The organism is Streptomyces sp. NPDC007929 (assembly GCF_042959065.1).
Lineage (GTDB): Bacteria > Actinomycetota > Actinomycetes > Streptomycetales > Streptomycetaceae > Streptomyces.
Genome location: NZ_JBIBKD010000019.1, coordinates 1 through 25,698, shown reverse-complemented (window position 1 = coordinate 25,698; position 25,698 = coordinate 1). Strand labels below are relative to the sequence as shown.

Annotated in this window: 20 protein-coding genes and 1 pseudogene; 10 read left to right on the top strand and 11 right to left on the bottom strand. The window is 68.7% G+C overall.

Annotated elements, in window-relative coordinates; all coding sequences use genetic code 11:
* Positions 1-356 precede the first annotated feature (356 nt).
* Positions 357-2,183, top strand: a complete 1,827-nt coding sequence (locus ACFZDE_RS37695; protein WP_391213008.1) for an AMP-binding protein — start codon at positions 357-359, stop codon at positions 2,181-2,183.
* A 225-nt stretch (positions 2,184-2,408) separates the two neighbouring features.
* Here ACFZDE_RS37695 and ACFZDE_RS37690 read toward each other — a convergent pair whose 3' ends face one another.
* The gene (locus tag ACFZDE_RS37690; RefSeq protein ID WP_391213305.1) at positions 2,409-3,164 is read right to left on the bottom strand and encodes a methyltransferase domain-containing protein; all 756 of its coding nucleotides are present in this window, start codon (positions 3,162-3,164) and stop codon (positions 2,409-2,411) included.
* A 261-nt stretch (positions 3,165-3,425) separates the two neighbouring features.
* Positions 3,426-4,739 (bottom strand): MFS transporter, encoded by a 1,314-nt coding sequence (locus ACFZDE_RS37685; RefSeq protein ID WP_391213003.1) that lies wholly within the window; start codon positions 4,737-4,739, stop codon positions 3,426-3,428.
* A 576-nt stretch (positions 4,740-5,315) separates the two neighbouring features.
* Here ACFZDE_RS37685 and ACFZDE_RS37680 point away from each other — a divergent pair.
* Entirely contained in the window at positions 5,316-6,227 is a 912-nt protein-coding gene (locus tag ACFZDE_RS37680) for an alcohol dehydrogenase catalytic domain-containing protein (RefSeq protein ID WP_391212993.1), read from the top strand.
* A gap of 134 nt (positions 6,228-6,361) precedes the next feature.
* Positions 6,362-6,865: an ATP-binding protein gene (locus ACFZDE_RS37675; protein WP_391212984.1), complete on the top strand. Its 504-nt coding sequence runs from the start codon at positions 6,362-6,364 to the stop codon at positions 6,863-6,865.
* Between the two features lie 334 nt (positions 6,866-7,199).
* Here ACFZDE_RS37675 and ACFZDE_RS37670 read toward each other — a convergent pair whose 3' ends face one another.
* Complete coding sequence (locus ACFZDE_RS37670; RefSeq protein ID WP_391212974.1) at positions 7,200-8,741, bottom strand: hypothetical protein; 1,542 nt, start codon at positions 8,739-8,741, stop codon at positions 7,200-7,202.
* 632 nt (positions 8,742-9,373) lie between these two features.
* On the opposite strand from ACFZDE_RS37670, the gene ACFZDE_RS37665 reads away from it, so the two are divergent.
* Entirely contained in the window at positions 9,374-10,840 is a 1,467-nt protein-coding gene (locus ACFZDE_RS37665; protein ID WP_391212969.1) for a hypothetical protein, read from the top strand.
* Positions 10,841-11,006: 166 nt separating this feature from the next.
* Here ACFZDE_RS37665 and ACFZDE_RS37660 read toward each other — a convergent pair whose 3' ends face one another.
* The 3 genes from ACFZDE_RS37660 to ACFZDE_RS37650 form a co-directional block, all read right to left on the bottom strand.
* On the bottom strand, positions 11,007-11,540 hold the full coding sequence (locus ACFZDE_RS37660) for a TetR/AcrR family transcriptional regulator (protein WP_329324642.1): 534 nt from the start codon (positions 11,538-11,540) through the stop codon (positions 11,007-11,009).
* Positions 11,541-12,412: 872 nt separating this feature from the next.
* Positions 12,413-13,510 carry an RICIN domain-containing protein gene (locus tag ACFZDE_RS37655; RefSeq protein ID WP_391212953.1) on the bottom strand — a complete coding sequence of 366 codons (1,098 nt, stop codon included), beginning with the start codon at positions 13,508-13,510 and terminating at the stop codon, positions 12,413-12,415.
* 221 nt (positions 13,511-13,731) lie between these two features.
* A complete protein-coding gene (locus ACFZDE_RS37650) occupies positions 13,732-16,200 on the bottom strand; it encodes a LuxR C-terminal-related transcriptional regulator (RefSeq protein ID WP_391212943.1) in 2,469 nt (822 codons plus the stop codon).
* A gap of 801 nt (positions 16,201-17,001) precedes the next feature.
* Here ACFZDE_RS37650 and ACFZDE_RS37645 point away from each other — a divergent pair.
* The 3 genes from ACFZDE_RS37645 (at position 17,002) to ACFZDE_RS37635 (ending at position 18,768) form a co-directional block, all read left to right on the top strand.
* Positions 17,002-17,463 (top strand): carotenoid oxygenase family protein, encoded by a 462-nt coding sequence (locus tag ACFZDE_RS37645; protein WP_391212931.1) that lies wholly within the window; start codon positions 17,002-17,004, stop codon positions 17,461-17,463.
* Between the two features lie 335 nt (positions 17,464-17,798).
* Complete coding sequence (locus ACFZDE_RS37640) at positions 17,799-18,041, top strand: alpha/beta fold hydrolase (protein ID WP_391212923.1); 243 nt, start codon at positions 17,799-17,801, stop codon at positions 18,039-18,041.
* A 595-nt stretch (positions 18,042-18,636) separates the two neighbouring features.
* A complete protein-coding gene (locus ACFZDE_RS37635) occupies positions 18,637-18,768 on the top strand; it encodes a hypothetical protein (protein ID WP_391212911.1) in 132 nt (43 codons plus the stop codon).
* Between the two features lie 72 nt (positions 18,769-18,840).
* Here the strand turns inward: ACFZDE_RS37635 and ACFZDE_RS37630 are convergent, their stop codons facing one another.
* A complete protein-coding gene (locus ACFZDE_RS37630; protein WP_391212905.1) occupies positions 18,841-19,044 on the bottom strand; it encodes a hypothetical protein in 204 nt (67 codons plus the stop codon).
* A gap of 183 nt (positions 19,045-19,227) precedes the next feature.
* On the opposite strand from ACFZDE_RS37630, the gene ACFZDE_RS37625 reads away from it, so the two are divergent.
* Both ACFZDE_RS37625 and ACFZDE_RS37620 read left to right on the top strand, forming a co-directional pair.
* Positions 19,228-19,809 carry a S26 family signal peptidase gene (locus ACFZDE_RS37625; RefSeq protein ID WP_391212899.1) on the top strand — a complete coding sequence of 194 codons (582 nt, stop codon included), beginning with the start codon at positions 19,228-19,230 and terminating at the stop codon, positions 19,807-19,809.
* 29 nt (positions 19,810-19,838) lie between these two features.
* Positions 19,839-21,713: a BTAD domain-containing putative transcriptional regulator gene (locus ACFZDE_RS37620; protein ID WP_391212892.1), complete on the top strand. Its 1,875-nt coding sequence runs from the start codon at positions 19,839-19,841 to the stop codon at positions 21,711-21,713.
* Here the strand turns inward: ACFZDE_RS37620 and ACFZDE_RS37615 are convergent.
* The 4 genes from ACFZDE_RS37615 to ACFZDE_RS37600 all read right to left on the bottom strand — a co-directional run bounded on the left by ACFZDE_RS37615 (position 21,694) and on the right by ACFZDE_RS37600 (position 25,022).
* Positions 21,694-23,655, bottom strand: a complete 1,962-nt coding sequence (locus tag ACFZDE_RS37615; RefSeq protein WP_391212885.1) for an ATP-binding cassette domain-containing protein — start codon at positions 23,653-23,655, stop codon at positions 21,694-21,696. The genes ACFZDE_RS37620 and ACFZDE_RS37615 overlap by 20 nt on opposite strands.
* Before the next feature lie 2 nt (positions 23,656-23,657).
* Positions 23,658-24,161, bottom strand: coding sequence for a TlpA family protein disulfide reductase (locus ACFZDE_RS37610; protein ID WP_391212873.1), 504 nt, complete (start codon positions 24,159-24,161; stop codon positions 23,658-23,660).
* A gap of 10 nt (positions 24,162-24,171) precedes the next feature.
* Positions 24,172-24,744, bottom strand: coding sequence for a MauE/DoxX family redox-associated membrane protein (locus ACFZDE_RS37605; protein ID WP_391212866.1), 573 nt, complete (start codon positions 24,742-24,744; stop codon positions 24,172-24,174).
* An 80-nt stretch (positions 24,745-24,824) separates the two neighbouring features.
* Positions 24,825-25,022 (bottom strand): hypothetical protein, encoded by a 198-nt coding sequence (locus ACFZDE_RS37600; protein ID WP_391006656.1) that lies wholly within the window; start codon positions 25,020-25,022, stop codon positions 24,825-24,827.
* A gap of 122 nt (positions 25,023-25,144) precedes the next feature.
* On the opposite strand from ACFZDE_RS37600, the pseudogene ACFZDE_RS37595 reads away from it, so the two are divergent.
* Positions 25,145-25,541 (top strand): annotated as a pseudogene (locus ACFZDE_RS37595) (transposase); the annotation flags it as partial.
* Between the last annotated feature and the right edge of the window lie 157 nt (positions 25,542-25,698).

Sequence of the window (25,698 nt, the reverse complement as noted above, 5' to 3'; positions counted from 1 at the left end):
GCGGGGGCACCGCGGAGCGCGCCGCAGGACCGAGCCGGGCCCACCGCCGGGCGACGGCGTCCGCGGATCCGGCCGCTTGGCCGCACCGCAGTACACCCCTCATGAATTGCGGGGCGCCTGAACCGTATCCGCCCCCTACACCGGACGTGCTTGAAGGGCGCAGGCCGTGGAGAGGCGCGAATCGCAAGGTATACTAAATCCTATTCGTGGCGGGGGGTTCCAGTCCGCGGTCAAGGCCTGAAAGGGTCCTCGCGCGCCGGACCCTGTCTCCAGACGGCTCTCCGCCTGTCGGCTGCGGCCTGGCGGCGACCCGCGCGCGTTGTAGCCCTGCGGCGGCAAATTCTCCAGGAGGACAAGTGAACGGCTCCGGGCTGCGTGAGGTCACCACTCCCGCGGCATTCGTTCCGCCGAGGGCCGGCGGGCTCGCGGACCTGGTGTTCGACCGCGCCGGGGATCGCCGGGGGCGGGTCGCCGTCCAGGCACAGGAGGGCGGGGGCCTGCGCGATGTGGACGCCGGCCGCTTTCGGCAGGACGTTCTGTCGCTCGCCAAGGGGTTCCTGGCCGCGGGAGTGGGACTCGGTGACCGTGTCGGCGTGATGTCGCGCCCACGCTACGAATGGACCGTCCTCGACTTCGCCCTGTGGTCGATCGGGGCGCTGCCCGTGCCGGTGCCCTACGGTGCCTCCACCGCGCAGGTCGAGTGGATACTGGGCCGGTCCGGGGCGCGTGGCTGCGTCGTGGAGGACGTCGGACAGGCCATGACGGTGGGCCCGTTGACGAGCAGGCTTCGTGGACTGCGCGACCTGTGGCAACTGGACACCGCCGCGATGCGCGACCTGGCCGAGGCGGGCCGCGGGATCGACGATGACGAGGTCCATCGCCGTCGGCGGTCCGTCATGCCTGACTCGCCGGCGACGGTGGTGCACACCGCGGGGACCACGGGCAGACCGAAGGGCTGCCTCCTCAGTCACGGCAGCCTCATGACCTCGGCCGGCAACCTCCTGCACGTCTACGCGGCCGTGCTGCGGAAAGGCCCTGCGAACAGTACGGGGATCCTGCTGCACGCCCCCCTTGAGCATCTCACTGCCCGCGTGACACAGATCGCCGCGGTGTCCGGCGGGGTCCCGCTCGCCTACCAGCCGCCCTGCTCGGCCCCCCAACTCGTGGACACCCTCGGAATCGTACGTCCGGGAGTACTGCTGGCCGGCCCCCGTGCCGTGGAAGGGCTGGTCGCCGCATTCCGTGAGACGGCGGAAATCAGCGGGCGGGTCGGCTCGTTCGGACTGGCGGTCGACGTGGCGGTGCAGCACGCGGAGCTGAATGAGCGACGGACGCGCGCCCGTCGCGGCGCCGGGTTCGGCGTGCAGCACGACCTGTTCGAGCACGGTGTCTACTCCGCTTTCCGCAGCTCTCTGGGCGGCCGACTGCGGCATGTGATCCTCTGCGGTTCCGGTGTGCGCCGACGCCTGGGCCTGTTCATGTCCGGCGCCGGCATCGACGTTCACGAGAGCTACGGCCTGACCGAAGCCGGTGGCCCCGTCACGCTGGGGCCACCGGACCGTCTCCGGCACGGTACGGCCGGACGCCCTCTGCCCGGCAACTCCCTCTACATTGACGACGACGAACAGATCTGGGTGCACGGCGCGCAGAACTTCGCGGGCTATCTCGGCGGCCACGGTCACGCAGTCCCGGCACCCGGCGACTGGCTCGCCACCGGCGACCTGGGCCGGCTCGATGCCGACGGCCACCTGACGATCGTCGGTCGACATGGCGACACCTTCGTCACCGCGGGCGGGAACCGCGTCGTCCCCCTGCCGCTGGAGGAGGAGATACGTTCCCACCCGCTCGTCGTCCACTGCGTCGTCGTCGGCCGGGGGAGGCCGCATGCCGCAGCCCTGATCACACTCGACCATGAGGCCGTCGCCCACTGGCTGCACGTCTCCGGCCGTCCGCAGGTGCCCGTACGCCGCATGCCCGACGACTCCGCACTGCAGTCCGAGATCAACCGCGCCGTTCTCGCCGCCAACAAGAAGGTGCCGCCGCAGTCAGCTATCCGCACCTTCCGGCTGCTGACCCGGCAGTTCACGGCTGGGCATGGGCTGGTGACCAGCTCCTTGGAGCCCCACCGCGCGGAGATCGAGGAGCTTTTCCGGGCTGATGTGGAAGCCCTGTACGAGGTGTGAGACGCCGCGCGCCCAGCAAGCCGGGCAGTATGCTCACGGCGGTGAGAGAGCGAGTGGGCCCGCGCGAAGCACCTGGAAGGCGGACCCGATCGGGGCACTACCTCCTGCCGCGCTGACCGGCGAGGGAGGCAGCGGACCAGCCGGTTCCCCCCGTAACGCGAGGGCCCCCGGCGGGGCGTCCTGCGAGCAACCGCGCGGTCCTGCCAGAGACTGAGAGCCCGGTGTCTATGCCTTGCTCGCGACCACCATGTAGTTCTCGGCCTCGAGATCGAACGTGCTCACTTCCGTCCGGAGTCCGGCCCGGTCCAGCTCGACTTCGAGCTCCTCGTACCGGTACGGCCAGCAGGACAGCAGCTCCGAGCGGACAAGAACCAGCCCAGTCGCATCAACCTGGGCGATCGCAATCTCGATGTGGTGCTCATCCTCCCAATGCGGCGCAATCTCCCAGCGGTAGACCACGACGGCATCGCGACCGTTCCGGCGGACGAGTCGGTCCCGGATGTCCAGCCGAGAACCTCTGGCCCTCACGAGCTCCCAGGTGCGGGATGTGAGCACCAAGCGCCCGCCGGGCCGCAGAAGCCGTGACATCGACTCCAGAGCAGCACCCCTGCCTGTCGCGCCCGCGGCATGGTGAAGCGAGTTGCCGACGCAGAACACCATGTCGAACGTGTCGTCCTCGAAATGGTCGGGCAACTCTTCCCAGTTCGCCCGCACGGCCCGGACGGAGGCCCCGAACTCCTCAGACAACTCTGCAGTCCGGCGAACCATCGCATCGCTGGCGTCAGTTGCGACAACCTGCATGCCACGACCGGCGAGGCCGACCGCCAACTGTCCGGTTCCGCACGAACAGTCGAGGACGTGAGCGTTCGACGGCAAGAGACTGAGGACGTCGTCGAACGACGCGGCAAACTCGGCTGGAGGCAACTTTGCATCCGAGATGAGCCATTCGTACACCTCGGCAAGCACGTCATATTCCGTCACAACCACTACCTCCGTCACACAGCAGACTCACGGCAGGACGTCAGCCCATCAGAGGAGCAAGCCGGGGCGCCAAGGGTTTTCCCAAGGACAACCCGTCCGCCCATGCCGCGGGCAGCGCGAGCTGATCCGCTCGGTTTCGTCAGCCCGGCGGTCCGCCGATGCCTCCGGACCCGGTGTGGGGGAGAAGTCATGCCGGATTCGGAGGCCGGAGGTCCCATAGGGCCATTTCACAGTCCTGCCGCAGGTGCCGGGGCGATTGGCTCAGCCGTACGCCTCCTGGTCGTAGGCGGTCTCCCGGCCGGCGTACACGGCGATCGCGGTGAGCAGACAGCTTGCGACGACGTAGAGCGCCACCGGGGTGATGGAGCCACTGGCTGCGTGCAGTGCGGCACCGATGAAGGGCGCTGTTCCTCCGAAGATCGCACCGCCGAACTCGCGGCCCACGCTGACGCCGCTGTAGCGGATCCGGGGATCGAAGAGCTCCGCCACCAGGGCGGCCTGGGGACCGAAGACCATGTCCTTGCACACCGGGATGGCGAGCACCATCGCAAGGACGATCAGGGGAGTGCTTCTGGTCTCGAGCAGCGCGAAGAACGGGAAGACGTACATCACCGTGCAGAACAGGCCTACCCCCACCATGGCGCGTCGGCCGATCCGATCGCTCAGCCAGCCCCAGAACGGGATCGCCGCGATCTCCAGCGCCGATGCCATGGTGATGGCCCAGAGCATGGTGGACTTCTCGATGCCCAGCGTGTCGGTGGCGTAGGCCAGGCCGAACGCCTGGATCAGGTAGCCCCACACGAAGCCGGAGACAGTGATGCCCAGAACCCGCAGAACGGCGACCGGCTGCCGCCGGACGGTCGCCAGCAACGGGTGCCGTTCCCGGGCACCGGCCTCCTCCAGTTCGGCGAAGACGGGTGTCTCGCTGATGCCATGGCGTACCAGCAGGCCCAGCAGCGTCAGGACCGCGCCGGCCAGGAACGGCGCGCGCCAACCCCAGGACTCGAAGGCCTGGTCGGGCAGCATGGAGACCAGACCGAACACGCCGGCGGCCAGGACGAATCCCGCGCCGGTGCCCATCGCCGGAATCGCGCCGAACAGGCCTCGCCGGCCGGCCGGGGCGCCCTCCACCGTCAGCAGCGTGGCGCCGGCGAACTCGCCGCCCACCGCGATGCCCTGGCACACCCTCAGGACGACCAGCAGGAGCGGCGCCCAGATGCCTGCTGTCTCGTAGGTGGGCAGGACACCGATCAGTGTCGTGGCCGCGCCCATACCGAGCATCGTCATCAGCAGTACGTGCTTGCGGCCGACGCGGTCGCCCAGATGACCGAAGATGAGGCCGCCGATCGGCCGCGCGGCGAAGCCCACCGCGAAGGTGGCGAACGAGGCGAGGGTTGCGGCAGTGCCGGACGAGCCGAAGAAGAACGGGCCGAACACCAGGGCCGAGGCGAGGCCGTACAGATTGAAGTCGTACCACTCCATGACGGTGCCGAGGGTGCTCGCCACTATGGTGCGCCGGTCGGTGGGGCGGTGCGGCAGGGGCCGGGAGTCTTCGGTCACTACGACGGTCGTCATTGCAAGGGCGCCTTGAAGTCGGGATCAGAACAGACGGGAAAGTATTCGATATACGGTACGTTTGGCCAGGGGTTGGGGCCGGTTCCTTCTGGGCGCCGGAGCGGGCCGGTGGTTCCGGCGCCGGTCAAGCGTCGATGGCCTGGACGGCCATGCAGGCAAGTGCCGCACCCGCTCACCGGATCGGTATCGCCGTCCAGGCTGACGACGCCGCGATCTTCCAGCACGGCGGCCACCGCGCGCGTGACGTGAGGGGGGCGCTGGCTCCGGAGTGTCCTGAACCGTCACAGGCGGGATGCCCGTCGGCGCGAGGGTCTGCGGCAGCGGTCTGCCGGGATCGCCGGGCTCGCGGTCTCGTCTCCTGATGTGGGTCATGGCGCACATCCCCGGTCTTGCGGCTGTCGTCTGAGCGTGTTGCCTTCACGGATGGCGGCGGCCGGGCCGGATACGGCGACCCGGCCGCGTGATGGAGCGGAGGCCCTCCCGCTCGTATGCCTCACACTGAAGCATCTAACACACAAAGTGTATGATAGCTTGCGTTGAAGTAGTCAACGACTTTGGACAGAGGCGGAGACCGGCATGAGCGTTGCCATCACCTACGAGAAGTTCGGCGGACCTGATGTTCTGCAGTTCACCGACACCCACCCCCCGGTCCCCGGCCCGGGCCAGGTCCGCATCCAGGTACGGGCCGCGAGCGTGAACCCTATGGATGTCAAGCTGCGCAACGGCGACCTGGCCAAGGTGTTCCCCGCCGAATTCCCGGTGACTCCGGGAATGGACGCCGCCGGGGTGGTCGACGCCCTCGGCGAGGGAGTCGACCACCTCAATATCGGCGACGAGGTGTTCGGCCCCACCGCCACCGGGGCATATGCCGAGCACGCGATCATGCGCGTCGCCGCCCCCAAGCCGGCGGAGGTGAGTTTTGAACTGGCCGCCGCCCTGGTGACCGTCGGCGAGGCGGCATGGCGAGCACTCGCCCACCTTGACCTTGCCGAGGGAGCGACCCTGCTGGTCCATGGAGCCGCGGGCAACGTTGGCTCACTTGCCGTTCAGCTGGCGCGCGGGCGCGGCATCAACGTGATCGGATCTGCCCTCGCCGAGCATCTGGACCAGGTCAAGGCCCACGGCGCGCAGGCCGTGACCGCCGGTACCGACCTGGTGGCACAGGTACGCGCACTCGCCCCCCGCGGCGTGGACGGTGTACTCGACGCCGCCGGGGCAGGTGTCCTGCCCGAGTCGGTCGAACTGACCGGCGACCCCGCCAAGGTGGTCACCCTCGCCGACCCCCGTGCCCGGGAACTGGGCGTCCGGTTCACGGGCATGACCCCGCAGGACCGGATGTACGACTGCCTGCCCCAGCTCGCCGAGCGGATGGCGGCAGGAGAGCTGGTCCTGCCCATCTGGCGTGTCCTGCCCCTGGCGCAGGTCGGCGAGGCCCATCTCGCCATCGAGGAACGTCGCGCCGAAGGAAAGATCATCCTGATCCCCTGAAAGCCCCGCTGCCGGGCGTCGCGCACGCACTGAGGCCACAAGCCGTTGGCCCCGACGGGCCGCACCGGCACCCCATCCCCACTCCGGCCGCCCCGCGACCGGTTCCAGCCCCAACCCCTGCGGGAGGTCTGGACATGAAGGCCATGACACCTGCGGCAGCCGGTACCACCACCGCCGTCATTCCTTCCCCCTCCGTGCTCCGGACCGGGTGGGAGGTGTGTATCTCCTGCACGCCCACCAGCGGCGGCCGAAGGCCGCACAGCCAGGACGCCTGGCCCCGCCGACTTCGCCGCCTGGCCCGGCTGACACTGCGGTCCCAGGCCACAGCCCCGCTGACGGACGACGTCGAACTGGTGCTCACGGAACTGACCAGCAACGCGCTGCGCCACGCAAGTTCCGGTGACGTGAGCATCCGCCTGCTCGTCGCTCCTGAGTCCGTGACCATCCAGGTCAAGGACACGACGAGCTCCCCGGCGGTGCTGCGCAGGGTCGGGCCCCTGGAGGAGAGCGGCCGGGGACTCTTTCTGGTGGACGCCCTCAGTAGCGCCTGGGGTGTGAGCGACGCAGGCACCACGACCTGGTGCCGTCTGACGCTCACGGCGGACACGGAACACGTGCCCGCACGCACTCCGCACTGAAGACGTCCCCTGAGCAAGAGTGGAGAAGGGGGCCGGCCGCCGGGCACCACCCGGCGGCCGGCCCCCTTCTTCCGTGCCCAACTGTGGCTGTTCCTGCCCAACATGCTGCCTGATGCCGGACTCGAGGGTCGGCGACCCGCGACCCACGACGCCTCCAGGGCGTTGAACGGGATGCTTCACAGCTCAACCCGCAGCCGGGAACGCGTGAGTCAGGGCGGGACCCGGGCCTGGCGGTGAGCCATGGCCGGGCCTCGCCCTGCTGCAAGGCGACGCTGCTCTCTTGGTGGAGCGCACCGGTGCTCTGCCGAGTGAACCCGCAAGAGCCGCCGCGGCGTCAGTAGTTGCGGATCCAGAACTCGATCGAAGACGGGGGCACCGTGATGGTTAGGGTGGGCCCGGCCTTGGCGCCCAGGTGCTCGTTGGTTGTCGTGAGACCGAAGCGGTAGCCCTGGAAGGTCGCCGCCGTCTGGGAGTCGATGGTGTACGTGTACGGGGTGTCCGCGGAGCGGTTGGTGAGGGCGAAGACGGGCTTGCCCCCGGGGGTCTTCCAGGCCATGATCCGGTGGTCCGGAGAGACGGCGGCCTCGTCGACGCCGTACCGGACCGAGTCCCAGGGCATGTAGCGCACGAAGCCGGCAACACCGTTCCAGTTCTGCGGGTTCCACGTCCAGTGACCGGCCTGCAGGTCGGGGAACCGGCTGAAGTCGGTGTCCGACGGCGGCCTCCAGTAGCCCAGGGCGTAGCCGGTGGCTTCACTGTTCGCGATCGGCTTGAGGGCGTGAAGCCAATACCAGGTGCGGGCGTTCTGGAACGTCATCCAGTTCATGATCGACTGCGCGGTGTTGACGCACTTGTAGGCGGGAGGCTTGTCCGAGGAGGGGCCCGCGACGAGGTACTCGAACTCGTTGTTGTACACGAGGCGGTTGCCGTTTTGGTCCTTTTGACTGTCGTTGGCGTCGGCATAACTGGACTTGCCGGCGAGGCTGTAGTAATCGGATGTCCTGGCGTCTTCACTGTTGGACCCGATGCGGTGATATGTCCAGGCATCCACGTACTTCAATGCCTCCGGGTCGGCGCGCAGGAGTTGCCCCCGTAGTCCTATCGCGCCGTCCAGGCTGTCGGCGTGGATCTGGACGTGGGGAAAGTTTGCACGGATCTTCGGGGCGATCCTCTTGAAGGCCTTCAGGTAGTTCTGAGGCTCGTAGTAGCAGCAGGAGTACATCCGGTCGCCGTAGTTCGGCTCGTTCTGCAGTCCCCAGGCCGAAATCGGCACGCCGTACGAGGTCAGGTACGTCAGGTCGGCCACCATGGCGTCGCCGAGGGCGTTCAGTTTGACGTCGTCGAACGCAGTGAGGGTTCCGCCGACGAACGCGCCGGTGGTCTTCCAGTACGTTGCCGGCGACCAGTACTCCGCGGAGATGCCCTCGATGCCGGCCTGGCTGATCATGTCAGCCAGAAGCGCGGTCTGACCGGGGTAGCGGCCCTTCAGGCGCTTCTTGTCGTCCGACAGCCCTCGGTAGTACAGGCCCATGGCGAGGCGGCAGTAGCGGAATCCGCGATCACTTCGCCCGCCCTTGAGCATCTCCTGGTAGAAGCGGGTGCGCTCGCTGGGCGTCAGGTCGTAGGGGACCCCCGACACATTCTCGGGCAGTCCGTTGTTCCCCGAGCCTATGGAGTCGGACTGGATCTCGAAGCCCAGGCCGAGGATGGTCTGCTTCGGGCCCTGGTCGAAGCGGATGACGTACTCGCCCGACGTCGAGGCAGCCGCGGCCGGGGTGGCCCTGAGCAGGGGCGTCACTGCGGCGCCCGCTGCGGTGAAGGCTGCGCCGCGCAGGAGGGTTCTGCGGTGGACGTGGTGTGGCTCGGACGGTGACATGCCCTACCTCCGGTGTGTAGCTGGGTCGTCGTCCCGGGAGTGCCGAGGCTGAACAGTGGGCTTTGAACCACTGGATCCAGCCAAGATATTCGATATACGAAAGGTCGCCAAGGGGTGAGTGTGAAGATTCGTGCCCGCACAAGTGGTGAGGCCTGCCATGCGTGATGAGGCAGCCATGCGGTCTCCCGTGCTCGAACCGGCGCTGCGGGCGACTGTCGCCGGTGAGCCAGGCACGGGCATATCTGGCTCGCCGAGGGGCCCCGCGCGAGCCGCGCACGCCCCCGAGCGACCGGCGCCTGCTATCTGCCCTTGACCTGGAGGGACGACCGGGAACGCGGCCGCTCCGCGGGCATTGGTGACGAGGGCGTGAGACGTGGTGGCCAAGGCGATGGCCGCAAGGTGATCGCCGAGGAGATTTTCAGCAGGCCCAAGCGGATTCCTGAATCGCGCTCTTCGGGCTGCCCTGCCCCGGGCCCCAGCCTCCGGCCCCGAGTCGGTGGACTCGAGCGCGCTACCCCTTGGCAAGATTTCGTATATCGAATAACTTACCCGCGTCGATGGTCGCCCAGGCGCTTTCCAGTCATCTGCACCCGGGGCCTCGATACCGATCATGTGCCACGAGGAGGCAGGTCATGTCACCGTCCGAGCCACACCACTTGCACCGCAGAACCGTCCTGCGCGGCGCAGCTGCCACCACAGCCGGCGCGCTGCTGATGCCCGTGCTCAAGCCGACACCGGCGGCCGCCGCTGAGGGCGGGTACGTCATCCGCTACGACCAGCCCAAGCAGCAGACCATCCGCGGTCTGGGGTTCGAGATCCAGTCCGACTCCATAGGGTCGGGGAACAACGGACTGCCCGAAGCGATCTCGGGTGTCCCCTACGACCTGACTCCCGCTGAGCGCACGCGCTTCTACCAGCAGATGCTCAAGGGTGGCCGCAGCGACCGCGGGTTCCGCTACTGCCGTCTCGCCTTGGGTCTCTACTACCGGGGCTTGCGAGACAACAACACCCGTTTGAAGGGCCGTTACGACGGCCAGACCGCGTTGCTGGCCGACATGATCAGCCAGGCGGGCATCGAGGGTGTCGCCGCGGAGTACTGGTCCCCGGCACCGGCGTGGAAGAGCAACAACGCCTACATCGGCGGGACCCTCAAGTCGTTCGCCACCGCCGACCTGGAGGCGCTGGGAGACGCGATGGTGGACGACCTGGACTATCTCAGTTCCTTCGGCGTCCCGATCTCCGCCTGGGGGTTGCAGAACGAGCCTGAAATGGGCCATGTTGCCTACTCCTGCTGCAAATACAGCCCCGCAGAGTATGCGAAGGCCTTCAGGACGATCGCAAAAAAGATCGCCCTCGCCTACCCAGACGTTGAGATCCACGCGGACAGCTGGGATGGCTGGTCCGGGGCTTTCGGGACGGCGCTGCGCAACGACCCCGAGGCGATGAAGTATGTCAAAGCCTGGACGTACCACCGGATCGGTTCTGACAGCAACGACTCGATGCACCAGGACTACCACTCCGGCGCCTTGGGTCTTCCTGTGTACAGCAACGAGTTCGAGTACCAGGTGCCTACGTCCAACTGGAAGTGCATCAACACAGCACAGTCGATCATGAACTGGATGACCTTCCAGAATTCCCCGACCTGGTACTGGCTCCACGCTCTGAAGCCCATCGGAAACTCCGAGGCTTCCGGGTACTCACTCGGCTACTGGAGACCACCCGGCTACACCGAGCCTGGCAACTTCCCTGATCTGGCGGAAGGGCATTGGACGTGGAACCCCCAGAACTGGAACGCCGTCGCAGGCTTCCTGCGCTACATGCCGTGGGACTCCGCCCGCTACGTCGTCGACGAGGAGACGGCCTACGAGAACCACCGGATCATGGCCTGGAAGACGCCCGCCGGAAAGCCCGTGTTCGCCGTCACCAATCGCACATCCTCCGACTTCACCTACACCATCGACTGCCAGACGGCAGCCTCTTTCCAGGGCTATCGCTTCGGCCCCTCGACCACCAACCAGCACCTCGGCCAGAAGACCGGCCCTGACCTCACCATCACGGTCCCCAAGGAGTCGATCGAGTTCTGGGTCCGGACCCCCTGACACGGGACTGCTGCCCACGAACCGTCGTAGGGGACGAGTCGGGGTCATTCCGACTCTCTCGTGAGATCCGGGGCGGCAGGGGGCTTGCCGGGAGCCACGATCACCCGGTCATGTCTGCGCCCCGGACCAACACCTGGTCCGGGGACGCGGAGGACGTCCGGACAGCTTATGTGCGGACAGCGAAGTGGGTGCGGACGAGGTCGCGGATGAAGTCGTCACTGGGGGCGGTCCGGGCGAAGAATCGCTGATAGAGAACCGGACCGCACAGCTGCGCGAACTGTTCGGGCGTGACAAGCACTCCGGTGGGCCGCAACAGTGTGTTGAGAGCCTCCAGCCGGTTGGCAACGATCTGGCTGAGCGCTTCGTGACTGGGTGGGTCGTAATCGGCCTGGGCGACGAGCATCAGCAGGGCGGAGGCGGTGGCCTGCACCTGCATGCCAGCTCGGAAGCTGAGCAGGAACTCCGTGATGATCTGCTCCGGGGACCCCGTGCCGTCTGGGTAGGGCAGCGCCGGGCCCTCCAGAACGATGTCCAGGAAGAGACGTTCACGCGTGGGCCAGTGCCGGTAGAGGGTCTGTCGGGTGACCTGGGAGCGCGCCGAGAGTTCCGAGTACGTGACGGCGTCGGGGCCCTCAGCGGCGAGCAGCTCCCTGGCGTGCTGCAGAACGCTGGCGCGGGTCCGTCCGATACGCGGGTCCACCGATCGCCCTCCTGGAATCGCCATGGGTCGCCGGGAAGGATCCTCCCTACCAGCCGCTTCGACTAAATGATATGCCCCCTACCCGTGGGGCAGGAGTGCCCGCCCCGGCGGCAGGAGCAATGAGCCTCGGTGAGCGGGTCACCTGGACGGACTCGCGCACTTCGGGATCGCCACGATCCTGACGTCGGAGCCGTCAACCGAGCCTTGCGGGGTCTCAGCACCCAGCTCCACCACCTGCTGGCCGCGGCCTCCACACACCGCGCCGGCCCAGCTGCCTGCACCGGAGCGCGGGCAGGCCGGGCTTCTACAGGGGTGGCAGTGGGTATCACGCAGCAGGCTCGCCGAACCCGTGGCCAGTAGACGAAGCGGGCTGCTCTGCTGCGGCTGCCACAGATCTTCCTCGCCCACGCGCTGCGCATCCAGCCGGGCGAAACTGTGGTGAGTGAGATGCCGTAGCGCCCGCAGTCCACGGCCAGTTGACGCGTGAGCGCGGCGATCGCTCGGCGCCGTCACGGTGCTGACGGCCCAGGACGTCAGGTCGGCTGCCGATGCCGGGGAGCCCTTCACCGTCCCGCAGGGCGCGTGAGGCTGCCACCGTCTCGGTGACGGCGGCCGCCGAGACGTGCTGACCTTTGGCGAGCCCTTGGTGCCCCTGCGCGCCGAACAGCCCATCCGCACCGGTGGAGTGCTGCGGATGGGCTGTTCGGCGCGGGGGAGTGGAGGCCAACCTTGCCGTAGGGCTGGAGCTTGGAGATCGAGGAGACCCGGAGCAGAGGTCCTCGGTCATGCGTCAGGGGCGGGGAGCCTGTCGTGGCTGTGGGCTGGGCCGGCTAGGCCGGCCCAGCCCCGACGCCGTCGGCAAGCGGTATCGGTCAGTGGGTGTTGTTCATCGTCAGGTCCCAGGCCTGGTTGTCACCGCCGTTGCAGGACCACATGCTGACGCGGCTGGTGGCTTGTGTCGAGGCGCCGTAGACCTCCAGGCACTTGTTGTTGAGCACACTGGTGATCTTCTTGGCGCCACTGGGAAGGTTGCTCAGCCGCCAGGCCTGATTGGTTCCGCCGTTGCACTGCCACTGCACCACGGCCGCGCCGTCGGACTGCTTGCCGTCGGCGACATCCAGGCACTTGCCGCTGTTCATGGAGCTGATGGCGTAGGTGCCGTTCCCGTTCGGGTGCATGCTCCATCGCTGGTTGTCACCACCTGTGGCGGGGTAGATCTGAACGGCGGCTCCGTTGTCCTTGGATGCTTCCCTGACATCCATGTTGAGCCCGCTTCCCCTGCCCTGGACGGTGTAGGTGCACGGCTTGTAGACGGGGCGCCAGCTTCCGTCCGCCATGCCGTCACGGATGATGGGCGTCACCGCCTGAAGATCCGTGGAGCCCTGGTACGGGTAATACCAGAAGTAGTGCTGGTCTCCGGATGGCCCGACGGGCTTTCCGTACCGCGCCTCCAGCCAGCCCAGCGTCCGCATCTGACGCGGCCTGAACTCCACCCACCCGACATTGCCGGCCGGTACCTTCAGGGTCGTGGACTCCATGGCGGTGTCGGCAGTGCCGTACGTGGTGCTCTCGTTGAAGGAGATGTCGTACTTGAGGCCCAGCTGGAGCCCCTTGAGCAGGGGTACGTCCAAGCCCACGCTGAGCGTGTGAGTCGTCCCGTAGGTGAACGAGGAATTCACCTGGTGCATTCTCGTCACGGCCTTGTCCATGACGGAGTCTCCGTCGCAGTTCTCCACGACGTCACTGGCCCGTCTCCAGGAGCCGTACTCCTCCTGCCGTGAGACCGCGTGGAAGATGCAGCCGTCGCTGCCGGGCGAAACCCCTTCCCGGTAGGAGTTGGTGCGGTTGCAATCCCCAATGACGTCGGGGCGCCCAGTGCCTTCCCAGCCGGGGCTGGTCGCGCTGGCCGTGCCGGCTTGGACCGCCACCATGGAGGTGGCGGCTGCCAGGGCCAATGCTGCCGCTCGCACCGCTCTTGCATAGCGTCGACTCATGTCGTCCTCTCGGTCGTCGAATCGTGATTGAGCAGGGCACAAGGAGCCGAACAGACGGGGAGGTGAGCATCAGCGTCCCTGTGTGAGGCCGGAGTTGGCTCCTGAGCCTCTGCGGCAACCATGGCAGTGGCCGCCCGGGCGACGTCCTGGCCGTATACGCCAGTTACCCGTGGTAGCGGGTGGGGCGAGGACGGCCGTCAGTTCTGGCCCTCCATCACGAGAGCCCAGGTCGTACGCAGTTCGTAGCGATTGGACACGCCGAGCTTGCTGTAGATGTTGCCCAGGTGGTACCTGACACCTCTGGGCGACAGAAACAGCGTCTGCCCGATCTCCTTGTTGGTCAGCCCGCGCGCCGCAAGGGAGGCGACTTCCACCTCTCTGCGTGTGAGGTGATTCTCCACTGGCAGTGCCTCATCGCCCAGAGCGCAGCTGAACTGTGCCCGCACGAGCTCCCGTCCGCACGCTTCGGCCAGGGGCCGGGCATCGAGGCGTTCAAAGGCGCTTTGCGCGTTCCGCAACAAGGTCACGGCCTTGGACCAGCGGCCTGCGGAGGCCAGGAACCGGGCATGGTCCAAGCCGAGCAGGGCGCGGTGCCAGGCTCGTGACCGGGCCGACTGCGAAGCGGCGGTCTCAGCCCGGCCGAAGTACCGTGCGGCGTTTTCGTGTTGCCGGTCCGCCGAAGCGACCAGTGCGTGCGCCCACTGGCCGAGCAGGTACGTCCATGCCGTCGGCGTTTCGTTCATGAACGGCGCCAGCCCGGGGAGCAGTCTCCTGGCCTGGGTCACGGAGCCCGCGTGGCAGTGCGCCCTGACGTGCTCGAAGAGCCGCCAGGGCATGCGATATGACAGGGCGGACTCCTCGGCCGCCCGCAGTGCATCCGGTTCCGGACCGACGTCTGTTGTGCTTTCGAGAGCCCGGATGACGGAGGCGTGTGCTGTTGTAGCACGTGTCAGGGGACACGAGCTGATGCTGTTGTGCGGCTGAGTCCCGAGCCAGACGGGGCTGGCCGGCAATCCTCTCGCCGAGAGAACCAACCGGTGGGTGCTGCGGCACAGTTCACGCCAGCGCGGGCTCGCCAGGTCCACCGCGAGCCGGGCACAGGCCTCCGCGTCGTCCCATGCGCCGCGCATGCTGTGGGCCTGCGCAAGGACGGCCACTGCCGCCTCGGGTGCGAACGTCTGGGCCCCCGCCTGGGTGGACAGGCGCAGCGCCGACAGAGTGTCGGCCTCCGCCGCGTCCGGTTGACAGTTCTCGAGTCGGAGCCACCCGCGTACCTGCAGACAGGCCGCGAGCCTCGGACTCACCTGTGTCGGATCGGCAGGGAGGAAAGACAGGGCGTCCAGGCCTGCCCGCACACCGTGGGCCGCGACCGAGCGCAGTGCCCTCGCCAGGGCTGCGGTGTCCTGGCATCGATGGCTCGGCTCATGGCAGTGCTCGATCGCGTCGACCGCGCGGCCGAGTGCATCCTGGTCCTGCAGCGCCCAAGCGGTCTCTACGAGCCATACGGCACACGCGACCAGGGTGTGGTGCTCGTCGTCCTGATCAGCTTTCAGTTCGGCCAGCACACGGACCAGATGATCCCTGGACGCCTCCAGCCGCCCTTCCGCGTATGCCAAGCGGGCGTGCAGCAACCCGACCCGTGCGCCTCCGGCCTCGTTCAGCGCGCCGCGCATCATATGGGGTTCCGGGGTGGGGACCGCGCGCAAACCGATCTCCACACTCGTGAGGAGTCTTCGGTCGTGGTCGATGCCGGCTGGTGACAGCTGGGCCGCCAGTCTCACCAGCTGTGCGGCGCGCGCTTCCTGCCCGGCCTGCAGGCTGTCCTGGGCAGCGGCCTCGAGTGCGTGCGCCGTTGCCGGATCGGGCCGGTCCGCCGCTGCTGCCCGGTGGAGCAGCGAAGTGGTCCCTGTGGTGCAGTTCGCTGCCCAGTGTCGCAGCCGGTTGCGCACCGCCACGTCCATGGACTCCAGTACCGCGGCCCGGATGGTCTCCTGCGCCAAGGAGGCCCCCGATCCTCCGCCAGCCCAGCGTACGAGCCTGGCGTCCACAGCGGGTGCGAGGATGTCAGCAACCGGCTGGCCGGCTCCGAGCAATCGGGCCAGCTGCGCCAGAAGTACCTCCGCGCCGTGCACGGCCAGGGCCTGAGTCAGCAGCCGAGCGTGCGGGGCCAGCTGCTTCAGACGGGCCGTCACCAGTGCGCCGTAGGGGGCTGGGGTGGCCGGCACGGACAACTCCGCGGGCAGGCCCCAGGCACTGTCGCGTGCTCTGCGCACCAGATGGCCCACGAGTCCGGGATCGTGGCACGCTCCGTCGATGAGATGCTGCGGAACGCGTCCCGTCAGGAGGATCTCGGACAGCACGCGCAGTCCGGCCGGGCACGCGGCGGGGATGGCGGCGGCGTGAGCCTCCGGCGCGGAGCTGATTCCGCCGCGCAGCGCCACGGATTGCGACACCGCCGTGGTCAGCAGGCGCTGCTCGTCGATCCAGCCGCCCAGGGCGAGAAAGAGCTCCGCGTTGTGCTGGTCATGGTGCAAGAAGCCGTCGACCAGGACGATGACGGGACCCGCCCCCGCGGGTGATGCGCTGACCCTTCGCAGCAGGGTCAGGCCCACCATCGCCAGGGCCGCACCCACACCGGGGTCGGTGTCGCCGTCGTCCAGGCGCACAACGCTGTGATCGTCCAGGACAGCCGTTGCGCTTGTGACGCGAAGAGGGACCAGCGGCGCCAGTTCCCCTTGGACCACCAGTGACTGCATGCGTGCCGGTGTGATTCCTGGAGTCAAGGGGCCGGAACGAGGGCCTGGGGCACGATCAGGTCTTTCGGCTCGGTTCATGGCGCGCGGGTCCCAGTTCTGTAGGCGGTTACTGCCGTAGGGGGTGAGTCGTGCCTGCTGCTCGCGTGCATGCGACCGCACGGGCGAAGCCACGTAACATACAGAGTGTATGATAATCGTGGTCGAGTAGTTGAGGTCGCTAGCGAAGCGGAGCGCGACCTCAACGTCGCTATCACCTACGAGAGTTCGGCGAACCGAACGAGGTCTTCGGCCCACTGCAACCGGGGGATACCCCGAGCACGTCGCACTGCGAGCGGCGGCGCTCAAGCCGGCAGGCGTGAGTTCCGAGTCTGCCGCCGCGTTGGTGACGGTGAGTGAGGCGGCGCGTCGGACGCTTGCACACCTCTCCCTCGCCCCCCGGAGCGACGCTGCTCGTCCACGGAGCCGCAGGCAATCCCGAGCACCACGCCCAGGTGGAGACATGCTGGGCACGCCCTGTCACCGCCGGCCCTTGTCGAGGCAGGTGCGAACGCTCGCTCCGCGGGGCGTCGACGGTGTGCTGGACGCGGCCGGATCCGGTGTCCTGCCCGAATCTGTGGAACTGGCCGGCGATCCGGCCACGGGTTGGGGGGTTTGTGGCCATCTGCGCGGGTCGGGGGTGGCGCGGCTTGTGTCCGCTGGTGCTGTTGGGCAGTGTCAGGCGGGAGATGTGAGGGAGGACGGGTAGCCTGTGTCGGGCTTAATGCGGGTGCTGGCAGTGATCGATCACCCGGAGCAGATGGCGCAGGTGCGGCGACGAGCAGACCATCGACGACTTCGCGGTGGAGTTTCCCACGCTCAACGAGAACTTCCTGGGCGCCGGGCGCCGGGCGCCGGGCGCCGCTACCAGTACGCGGTGTCTTTCCCCGACCAGGAGGGCTTCGGCGGGTACGGCGTGGTCAAGTACGGCCGGGTGACGCGCGGCTGCCCAGCGGGGCCGTCTTCGTCGCTGCGGCGGGCGCGGCCAGCGAGGACGACGGCTACCTCCTGACGGTCGTCTCCGACCTCAAACAGGACGCCTCACAGCTCCTGGTCCTGGACGCGTCCGGGCTCGACGGGGTCGCCGCCGTGCACCTGCCCCGTGGGGTTACCGCGGGCATCTGCGGTTCTGGATAGCCGACGACGCCCTGGACGGTCTCCAGCCCTGACGCAGTCCGTGGCCGTACCCACCCGGGGCGCGGCCACGGCCGGGGGGTGCCGGTTCAAAGACCGGCACCCCCGCCACAACCCGCCCCATCACGAACCCGCATGGGCCCGTACCCGCTCTTCCTGACTTCGAAAGGACGCCCCGTGACCAGTGCCACCACCGCACCGCCGCCCATAGCCCCGGACCTCCCGACGCCTCAAGCGCGTGCTGCCCGCGGGGTCGACAACCGCGTGGCTTACGTCAGTTTTGGGCTCGCCTACGTGCTCGGTCATGGCGCCCTGCAGCCTCCGGAGGCGACACCCCCTTGATCGCCCTGCCCGGCTGGCTGCCTATCACGCTCCTTGTCACCGGACTCGTGACCGGTATCGCCCTGGCCACCCTCGCCGCCCTGCGGGCCCAGGCCGTCCACTTTGAGAATGCGTTGCGGTTGATGGTGATGATTCCGTCTTCCCGGCTGTACCTCATCAACAACTGCGGCCACTGGGCGCAGATGGAACACGCCGAGGAGTTCAACCGCGTCGTGCACGAGTTCATCTCGGCACACTGATCCCCTCGGAACGGGCGGCCCGCACGATCGTGCGGGCCGCCCGTTCTTGCCGGAACCACGGGCGGTGTCCGTGGCCGGGCCCCTTCAAGTGTTTGCGGACCTCACCGTCACTCGTTGCTACTTCCCACCGGCACAATCAATGGCCGTAGCGGTCCGGTCGGAGGTCGTCCCCGCCCCTGTGATTTGAGCGTTCTATATCAGCGGACTGGTGGGCGCCACTCTGTTCTGTTGTGCGGTTCTTCGGCTATCACTGGAGGCTCACCCCCGTTACCACGGGCCATGTCGTCACCTGCAAGAGCGCTTGCCGTTTCTCGCTTCTGCTCACCGGTTCGCACTGAATCAAGACTGAAGGCGAAGCCACCCTTGTCACGTCCGGGTGTTTCGGCAGGGTTGAGATCACTGGCCGTCTCGGCTGCGAGAGGTACGGCTCGGCCGGTGCCGGCAGCGGGGTGGCTTTGTTCACGGTGCGCGACAGTAGTTGTTCGCGGGTTTGGGGAGGTTTCCCGATCCATGGCCGGTGATGGTTACGAGTTTTGACAGTGCTGCGGTTTTTGCCGGGGCGGCATCGGGATGCTTCTGGTGAAGGGTGCTGGTCGTGCTGCAGAGGTGGAAGGTCGAGCTGTTTGCGGCCATCGGGCGTGAGGACCGGGCGGGTGTCTCGATGCGGGTCCTGGAGTGCAGGGCCGCTGCTGCTGTCACCTGGTGGCGGGTGCGGGGCGACCGCTGAGCGCCCTCCGGGCCAGCAGTGCGCTGATGGGGCCGCGGACGGCGTGTCCGCGGCCCCGTCGCCGTGTCACCGTCAGGCTGATGGCCGGCAGGGCGAGCTGAGGTAGCAGGTGCCGCAGGCGGTGTGGCCACCGACCACATGGCAGGTGTGCCGGTAGTAGAAGCTGTTGCGCTGGCTGCAGTAGCAGATCTTCTGGAAGGTGGTGTCCGCCTGGGCCACGGCCCTGGGCACGAGCCTGCCCAGAATCTTGTCGCCCAACGTCCCCATGAATCCCATCACTGCCGTTTCCTTTCGAGTACGCACTGCCGGAAAGAAGCAGATTCGACCGTAGCAACGGCAGATACGGCGCTTCGTACAGTTCGGATACAGCGAGCGGAAGAGACCGGTCCGCAAACCGTGTCCAGCGAACCGCCCGATACACCCATAGACACCCAACTTCCACACGAATTGTAAAGGGGGGTGAACAGGGTGCGACGCCGTCCCCGGGTTTCCTGCGGGGACAAGGGGAAATACATTGACAGGCAATACGGCGGGCGGGCACGATCACACCGACCGGCAAAACCCACGGGGGGGGTGTCTGTGCCTGTTTGGTTGTTTGGCGTCGGGTTCCTTGCCGGCCTCGTCGGCCTGGCCGGCGCCGTCCTTGCCGCGCTCCGCATACGCGGCCGATACACCGTGGTCACCGTGGAAGGCACCAGCATGGCGCCGACGCTTTCGCCCGGCGACCGGGTGGTGGTGGAACACCGCACCGTCGACCAGGTGCGGACCGGGGACATCGTCGTACTGCAGCCCCCACGAAGGACGGGCGACTACGAACCGCTGAGCGACCGCGCATGGAACATCAAGCGAGCCGCCGCGCTTCCCGGGGACCGTATTCCCGAAGGAATACCGCCAGGCGGAGACCTCACCGAGGTCCCGGACGGGCAACTGGTGGTACTCGGCGACAATCCGGACAGTATTGATTCCCGTCATCGGGGATTTTTCGAGGCCGACCGGATCATGGGTGTAGCGGTCCGACGACTGGGCGGCAGCGCTTTGTAAAAATCACATACCGGGGGACAGCCACAAGCATGACCGTCGAGTTCCGGGCCCTCGGCCCGCTGGAAATCGTGGACGGTGGCCGGACCGTCCGTATAGCCGCTGACAAACAGCGCACCATTCTCGCGATGCTGGTCGCCCACCGGGGCAGCGTCGTCTCCGTGCCCGCCCTCGTGGAAGAGCTCTGGGGCGGCACCCCGCCCCGGTCGGCGGTGCCCAATCTGCGCACGTACGTGATGCACTTGCGCCGGCTCCTGCCGCCCGCCGCGGACGGCACGCACCCCCGGCTGATCACGTCCCGCTCCGGCTACGCGCTGCGCACGGACGACGGCGAGAGCGACATCGCCCGCTTCGAGGCCCTCGCCGAGCGGGCACGGCAGGCGGCGGCCGGGCACGACCTGGCCGGGGCCACCCGTGCACTGGGCCGCGCCCTGGCACTCTGGCACGGGGCGCCACTGGAGAACGTCGTCAAAGGACCCACCTTGGAGGGCATCGCGACGGACCTCACCGAGCGGTACCTGAGCGCGATCGAGGCACAGGCGGACGTGGAACTCGCGCGCGGTACCGGGGCGGCCGTGATCGGCACCCTGCGCCGGGCCGTGCGCCGGCATCCCCTGCGCGAACGGCTGCGCAGCCGCCTGATGCTCGCCCTGCACCACAGCGGCGACACGGCCGGCGCGCTCGCCGCTTTCACCGACGCCCGCGAAACGCTGCGCAACGAACTCGGCCTGGACCCGGGGCCGGAGCTGTGCCGCACCCAACAGGCCGTGCTGCGCCGGGAACCGGATCCGACGTCCGTTTCGGAGCCCACCACCCTGACGACGGCACGGCCCGTGCACCCGGCCACCGGTACGGTGCCGCGCCAGCTCCCCCGGGCTCCCGGGCCGTTCGCCGGACGGGCGCACGAGACGTCCCTGGTACGGGACGCTCTGCGCACCCGGGACGGGACGACCGCCGGGGCGCCGGTCGTGGTGCTGCACGGGCCGGCCGGACGCGGGAAGTCGGCGCTGGCCCTGCACGTCGCCCACCGGGCCGCCGCCCACTACCCCGACGGCCAGCTCTACGTCGATCTCGACAGCCCGCGGCCCGGCGCCGGCCCCCTGACCCCGGTCACCGTCCTGCGCCACTTCCTTCGCTCGCTCGGCATGCCCAGGGCGGACGTGCCGACCGCCCTGGGCGAGGTCTCGGCCCACTACCAGTCCTTGGCCGCCGGCCGGCGCGTCCTCGTGGTCGTCGACAACGCCTTCCACCGCGGCCAGGTCCTTCCACTGCTGCCCGCAGGCCCGGGGTGCGCGGTGCTGGTCACGAGCCGGAGCGTCCTGCCCGCGCTGGACGCGGTGCATGTGCCGGTGGACCCCCTGGACGAAACGGACTCCCTCCACCTGCTGTCCCTGCTGGCCGGGGACGCACGCGTCACCGCCGAACCCCGGGCGGCGCGGGAGATCACACGGCTCTGCCACGGAAACCCCCTCGCGCTCAGCATCGCGGGGGCCCGCTGCGCCGGCCGCCCGCAGGGAAGCCTCGCCCAACTCGCCGCCCGGCTGCGCGACCCGGCGCACACCCTCGACGAATTACGGGTCGCCGACCTGACGATGCGCTCGTCGTACGCCAGGAGCTACCGGGAACTGTCGGCCCACGACCCCGAACACCGCGCCGCCGCACGGGCGTTCCGCCGGCTGTGCACCCTCGGGGCGTCCTTCAGCGCGACGCGCGCCGCCGAGGCCATCGGCGCCGCCCTGCCGGCCACCGAGCGGGCCCTGGACTGCCTGGTGAGCGTCGGGCTGCTCACTGCGGTGGCGCGCGAGGGGTTCCGGATACCTGATCTCGCGGGCCTGTACGCGCGAGAGCTCGCCGCCCGCGACCAGGTCCGCTACAGGGAGCCGGCACTCAGCCGATCGGCGATATGACCGCGTGCGACGGCTCCGCCGCCGGCGGCCCGGCCCGGTCCGCCACGTCCGGACGAGCCGGGGCGTCCGCGACCTCGGATGCGTCCGGTGCGTCCGGGGCGCGATAGCCCTCGGCCTGGATGGCGAACAGACGCGCGTACTCGCCCTCCCCGGCCATGAGCTGCTCGTGCGTTCCCCTTTCCACGATCCGGCCGCCCTCCAGCACGACGATCGCGTCCGCCTCGCGGACCGCCCCGAGCCGGTGGGAGACGAGCAGGCTGGTGCGCCCCGCCCGGTGCCCGCGCAACCGGGCGTGGATCTCCGCCTCCGCCTGGGCGTCCAGACCGGCACTGGGCTCGTCCAGGATCAGCAGATCCCGGTCGTCGCGCAGCAGGGTGCGGGCGAGCGCCAGCCGCTGCCACTGGCCGCCGGAGAGCACGACCCCCAACTGCGGGTCCTCATCGGCCTGGTCGGCGAATATGCGGCTGAGCATGGTGTCGTAACCACGCGGCAGCCGCTCCACGGTGGCGTCGGCATCGGCGAGCCGGGCGGCCTCGCGCAGTCGCGGGCGGTCGCCGAGCGCCTGGAGTTCCCCGACGCCGATGTTCTCCGCCGCCGTCAGGTCGTAACACATGTAGTCCTGGAACAACACGCCCATACGACGCCGCAGTTCGGCCGGCGACACCTCGCGGATGTCCACTCCGTCCCAGTAGATCGCCCCTTGGGTCGGATCGTAGAAACGGCAGAGCAGTTTGATCAGGGTGCTTTTCCCCGCACCGTTCAACCCGACGAGGGCGACCGCGGTTCCGTGCGGGACGGTCAGGTCGACCCCCCGGAGAATCCACGGATGGTCCTCGGCGTACCGGAACCACACGCCACGCAGCTCGATGCCCCGCCGCAGAGCCGGCAGCCGCCTGGAAGGGCTGCCCGACGGCAGGTCGTCGGGGAGCGACATCACCTTGTCGTGGTACCCGAACACGAGCAGCGCCTCGTGCGCCATCGCGACGTTGTCCACCAGACCGGTCAGGGCGGCCTGGGCACCGGCCACAGCGGCGACGAACGCCGTCACATCGCCCACGCTCAGAGCCCCGGTGGTGGCGGCCCGCACCGCCCACACCAGCCCCAGTCCCGCGACCACCGTGGACAGCAGCGCGAGGAGGGACTGCGTCCGCGCCTCCTGGCGGTCGACCCGCTGTTCGCCCTCCTGCCGGATCGCGAGCTCCGTGAGCATGCGCTCCTTGAGGAAGTCGCCCAGGCCGAACAGCCGGGTCTCCATCGCGCTGCGGACGTCGGTGAGTAGCAGCGAGTAGAAGACCTGCCGGCGAATCGCGGGGGAGACTCCCGCGAGCATGCCGACCCTGCGCCGGGACAGGGAGAGCCGCGCGAGGAGCGCCGGGACGGCAGCCACCGTGACGAGTGCGGCCATCGACGGACTCAGCAGCGCCAACGTCCCGAGCAGGCTCACCAGCGTGATGACGTTGCGCGCGGTGTCGAACAAGCCCGTGGTGACGGGGCCGAGCCCGCCCCCGGACGCCTGCATGGCCATACTGAGGTCGTTACGGAACCCGGGGTTCTCGAACCGGGACAGCCCCTGCAGCCGGTTGACAGCGCCGTACAGGCGGTCCTGCATCAAGCGGTCCAGCCGACGGCCCAGTTCATTCTGCAGGTAACCGCTCAGATGCGGCAGCACACCGGCCGCGAGGCCCACGGCGGCCAGGCCCGCCGCCAACTCCAGCACGTGTTCCGCTCGCCCGCCGGCCAGGTCGTCCACGACGAGTTTCGTCAGCCATGCCGTGGCGGTCGGCAGCAGGCCGAGGACGACGGTGACGAGCGAGTACGCCAGTGCGTGCCACGCTCCCGCCCGCCAGCACATCGACCAGGCGACCCCGAGGTGCCGCACGGCCCGCCTCGGGCCCGCCGTCACCGCCCGCCCGGTGGACCCGGCCTGCGGACCGTTCCCCACGCTCACGCCGCCGGGGCCGGCTCGGCCAGCTCGGCCAGCTCGGTGGACGCCTGCACCACAAAGCCCTCCCCGTCGACCAGGACGAAGGTGGGAAAGGCCTGGATGCCCATGTCGTCGGCCACCGCGTGCGCGCCCTCACCCCGGACCACCGCCGCGTCCGGACCCACCGCGGCGACCAGCTCGTCGGCGCGCGCCCCGTCACCCGACACCACCGCCAGCGCCCCGTACCGGCGGGCCCGGACGGCGAACCTCGGCGCGTGGTCGTGACAGGTGTCGCACTGCGCGTCGAAGAAGGCCACGAGGGTAGCGCCGGATGCCCGGGCGGCCTCCGGCAGCCGGTGGCCCACCAGCACGCCCGGGTCGTACGAGGAGAAACCGGGCCGACCCGCCAGCCGTTGGAGTTCCGCACTGTGCTCGCGCAGCCGGCGCAGCACCGCGAAGGTGAGGAGCAGGTCGAACAGGCACAGCACACCGACCAGGACGACAGCGGCAATCAGAAAAGGCATGAAGAGAACCTCACTTGTGGACGGCGCGTGGACGGGCGGCGACCGGAGCCGGCCGGCCGGTGCGAAAGAGGGCGGCCAGATCGTCGAGCCGGGCGACCAGCAGGGCCGCGACGACCGCCGCGACCGCCGCGACCGCGCCGCCGCCGGCGTGAGCCGGCCATCCGGCGGCGGGCAGCGCGGTCATCACCGCGAAGCCGGCCGCGCCCGTTCCGGCCAGGATCAGGTTGCGGACCACGTGCAGCGGTCCCAGCGCAGTAGCCGACGCCCCGAAGCAACGGCACGGGGCGCGGCGTCCGCCACGCAGTGCCACCACGATGCCCGCAGTGAAGGCGAGCAGCAGCAGCACCGCGGCCGCCAGCCCCAGGGGCGCCGTTCGCGGAGGCACGAGCAGCACAAGTACCGCGACCTCTCCGGCGATCACCGCGGCGGCCGCCGCCCTCGACACCTTCCGGGGAAAGAGCCGCAGGTCAGTGATCGACCGGGCGAACGAGGCGAAGGCGGTCCTGCTGCGCACCTTTCCGGCGAGCGCCAGCAGAAAGACACCGAACAAGAGAATCCGGCATGCGAAAGCGACGTAGGTCATGCACGAAGTCCTCGTATGTGGGGCACGGGAGCGGACGGCCCGGACGCTGCCTGCGCCGCCCGCCCCGCACTCGTGTTCTGTCAGCAGCCGATGGAGCGGACGTTCTCGCACTTTCCGCACGAGCTCCGTCCGCCCACCACGTGACACAGGCGGTAGATCTTGCGCCAGTCGGCGGTGCAGTAGCAGTACTCCCACCAGCTGGTGTCCGCCGACGCGGACGCCTTCGGCACGAAACGCTCGAGCACCCGATCGGCGACCTTGCTCAATGACGGCATCATGAGTTCCCCTCCTCCTTTCGGCAGACGGTACGCACGCGCCATAGACCGGCCCGTACAGCGGACATACAGCGGCCGCCGGGCCTACGCCTTCGGTGTAACTCCCGATCATGGAAGACGCATCGATGACCAGTGAGAACGTGACCGATAGTCTGTCGAGTCGGCAGAGGCAGTGCCGGCGAAGGCCGTGGATGACCAGTTGATCGACGAACTGGTGAGCCGGGCCCAGGCCGAGCGCCTGCAGCTGACCGACGAGGGCGAGCTGCAGGCCCAACTGACCAAGCGACTACTGAAGTCCGCCCTGGAGGGCGAGATCACCGCCCCTCCGGCTATGACAAGCACGATGCGGTCGGCAAGAACGGCGGCAACTCGCCCAACGGCACACGCTCCAAGACGATGCTGACTGACGTGGGCCCGGCGGAGATAACCGTGCCCCGCGACCGCGACGGCTCCTCCGAACCGAAGATCGTCAAGAAGCGGCAAAAGCGCCTGACCGGCGTCGACGAGATTCATGGAGAAATCCCCCTCCGGGAGACGGCAAAGGCAGTCACCGATAACCACCCCCAGCCGCACTGAAACTCATGTGGGACTGCTGCAAGGTTGGGTGACACCTGACCTGGCTCGCTGAGAAGCGGCCTGGAAGGATGTTGCAGTGCCCAAGCCGTATCCGAAGGAGTTC

Excerpts from the sequence above, each read along its gene's own strand:
- ACFZDE_RS37685 (WP_391213003.1), bottom strand. The coding sequence starts at position 4,739 with ATGACGACCGTCGTAGTGACCGAAGACTCCCGGCCCCTGCCGCACCGC.
- ACFZDE_RS37680 (WP_391212993.1), top strand. The coding sequence starts at position 5,316 with ATGAGCGTTGCCATCACCTACGAGAAGTTCGGCGGACCTGATGTTCTG.
- ACFZDE_RS37675 (WP_391212984.1), top strand. The coding sequence starts at position 6,362 with ATGAAGGCCATGACACCTGCGGCAGCCGGTACCACCACCGCCGTCATT.
- ACFZDE_RS37670 (WP_391212974.1), bottom strand. The coding sequence starts at position 8,741 with ATGTCACCGTCCGAGCCACACCACGTCCACCGCAGAACCCTCCTGCGC.
- ACFZDE_RS37665 (WP_391212969.1), top strand. The coding sequence starts at position 9,374 with ATGTCACCGTCCGAGCCACACCACTTGCACCGCAGAACCGTCCTGCGC.
- ACFZDE_RS37630 (WP_391212905.1), bottom strand. The coding sequence starts at position 19,044 with ATGGGATTCATGGGGACGTTGGGCGACAAGATTCTGGGCAGGCTCGTG.
- ACFZDE_RS37620 (WP_391212892.1), top strand. The coding sequence starts at position 19,839 with ATGACCGTCGAGTTCCGGGCCCTCGGCCCGCTGGAAATCGTGGACGGT.
- ACFZDE_RS37610 (WP_391212873.1), bottom strand. The coding sequence starts at position 24,161 with ATGCCTTTTCTGATTGCCGCTGTCGTCCTGGTCGGTGTGCTGTGCCTG.
- ACFZDE_RS37605 (WP_391212866.1), bottom strand. The coding sequence starts at position 24,744 with ATGACCTACGTCGCTTTCGCATGCCGGATTCTCTTGTTCGGTGTCTTT.
- ACFZDE_RS37600 (WP_391006656.1), bottom strand. The coding sequence starts at position 25,022 with ATGATGCCGTCATTGAGCAAGGTCGCCGATCGGGTGCTCGAGCGTTTC.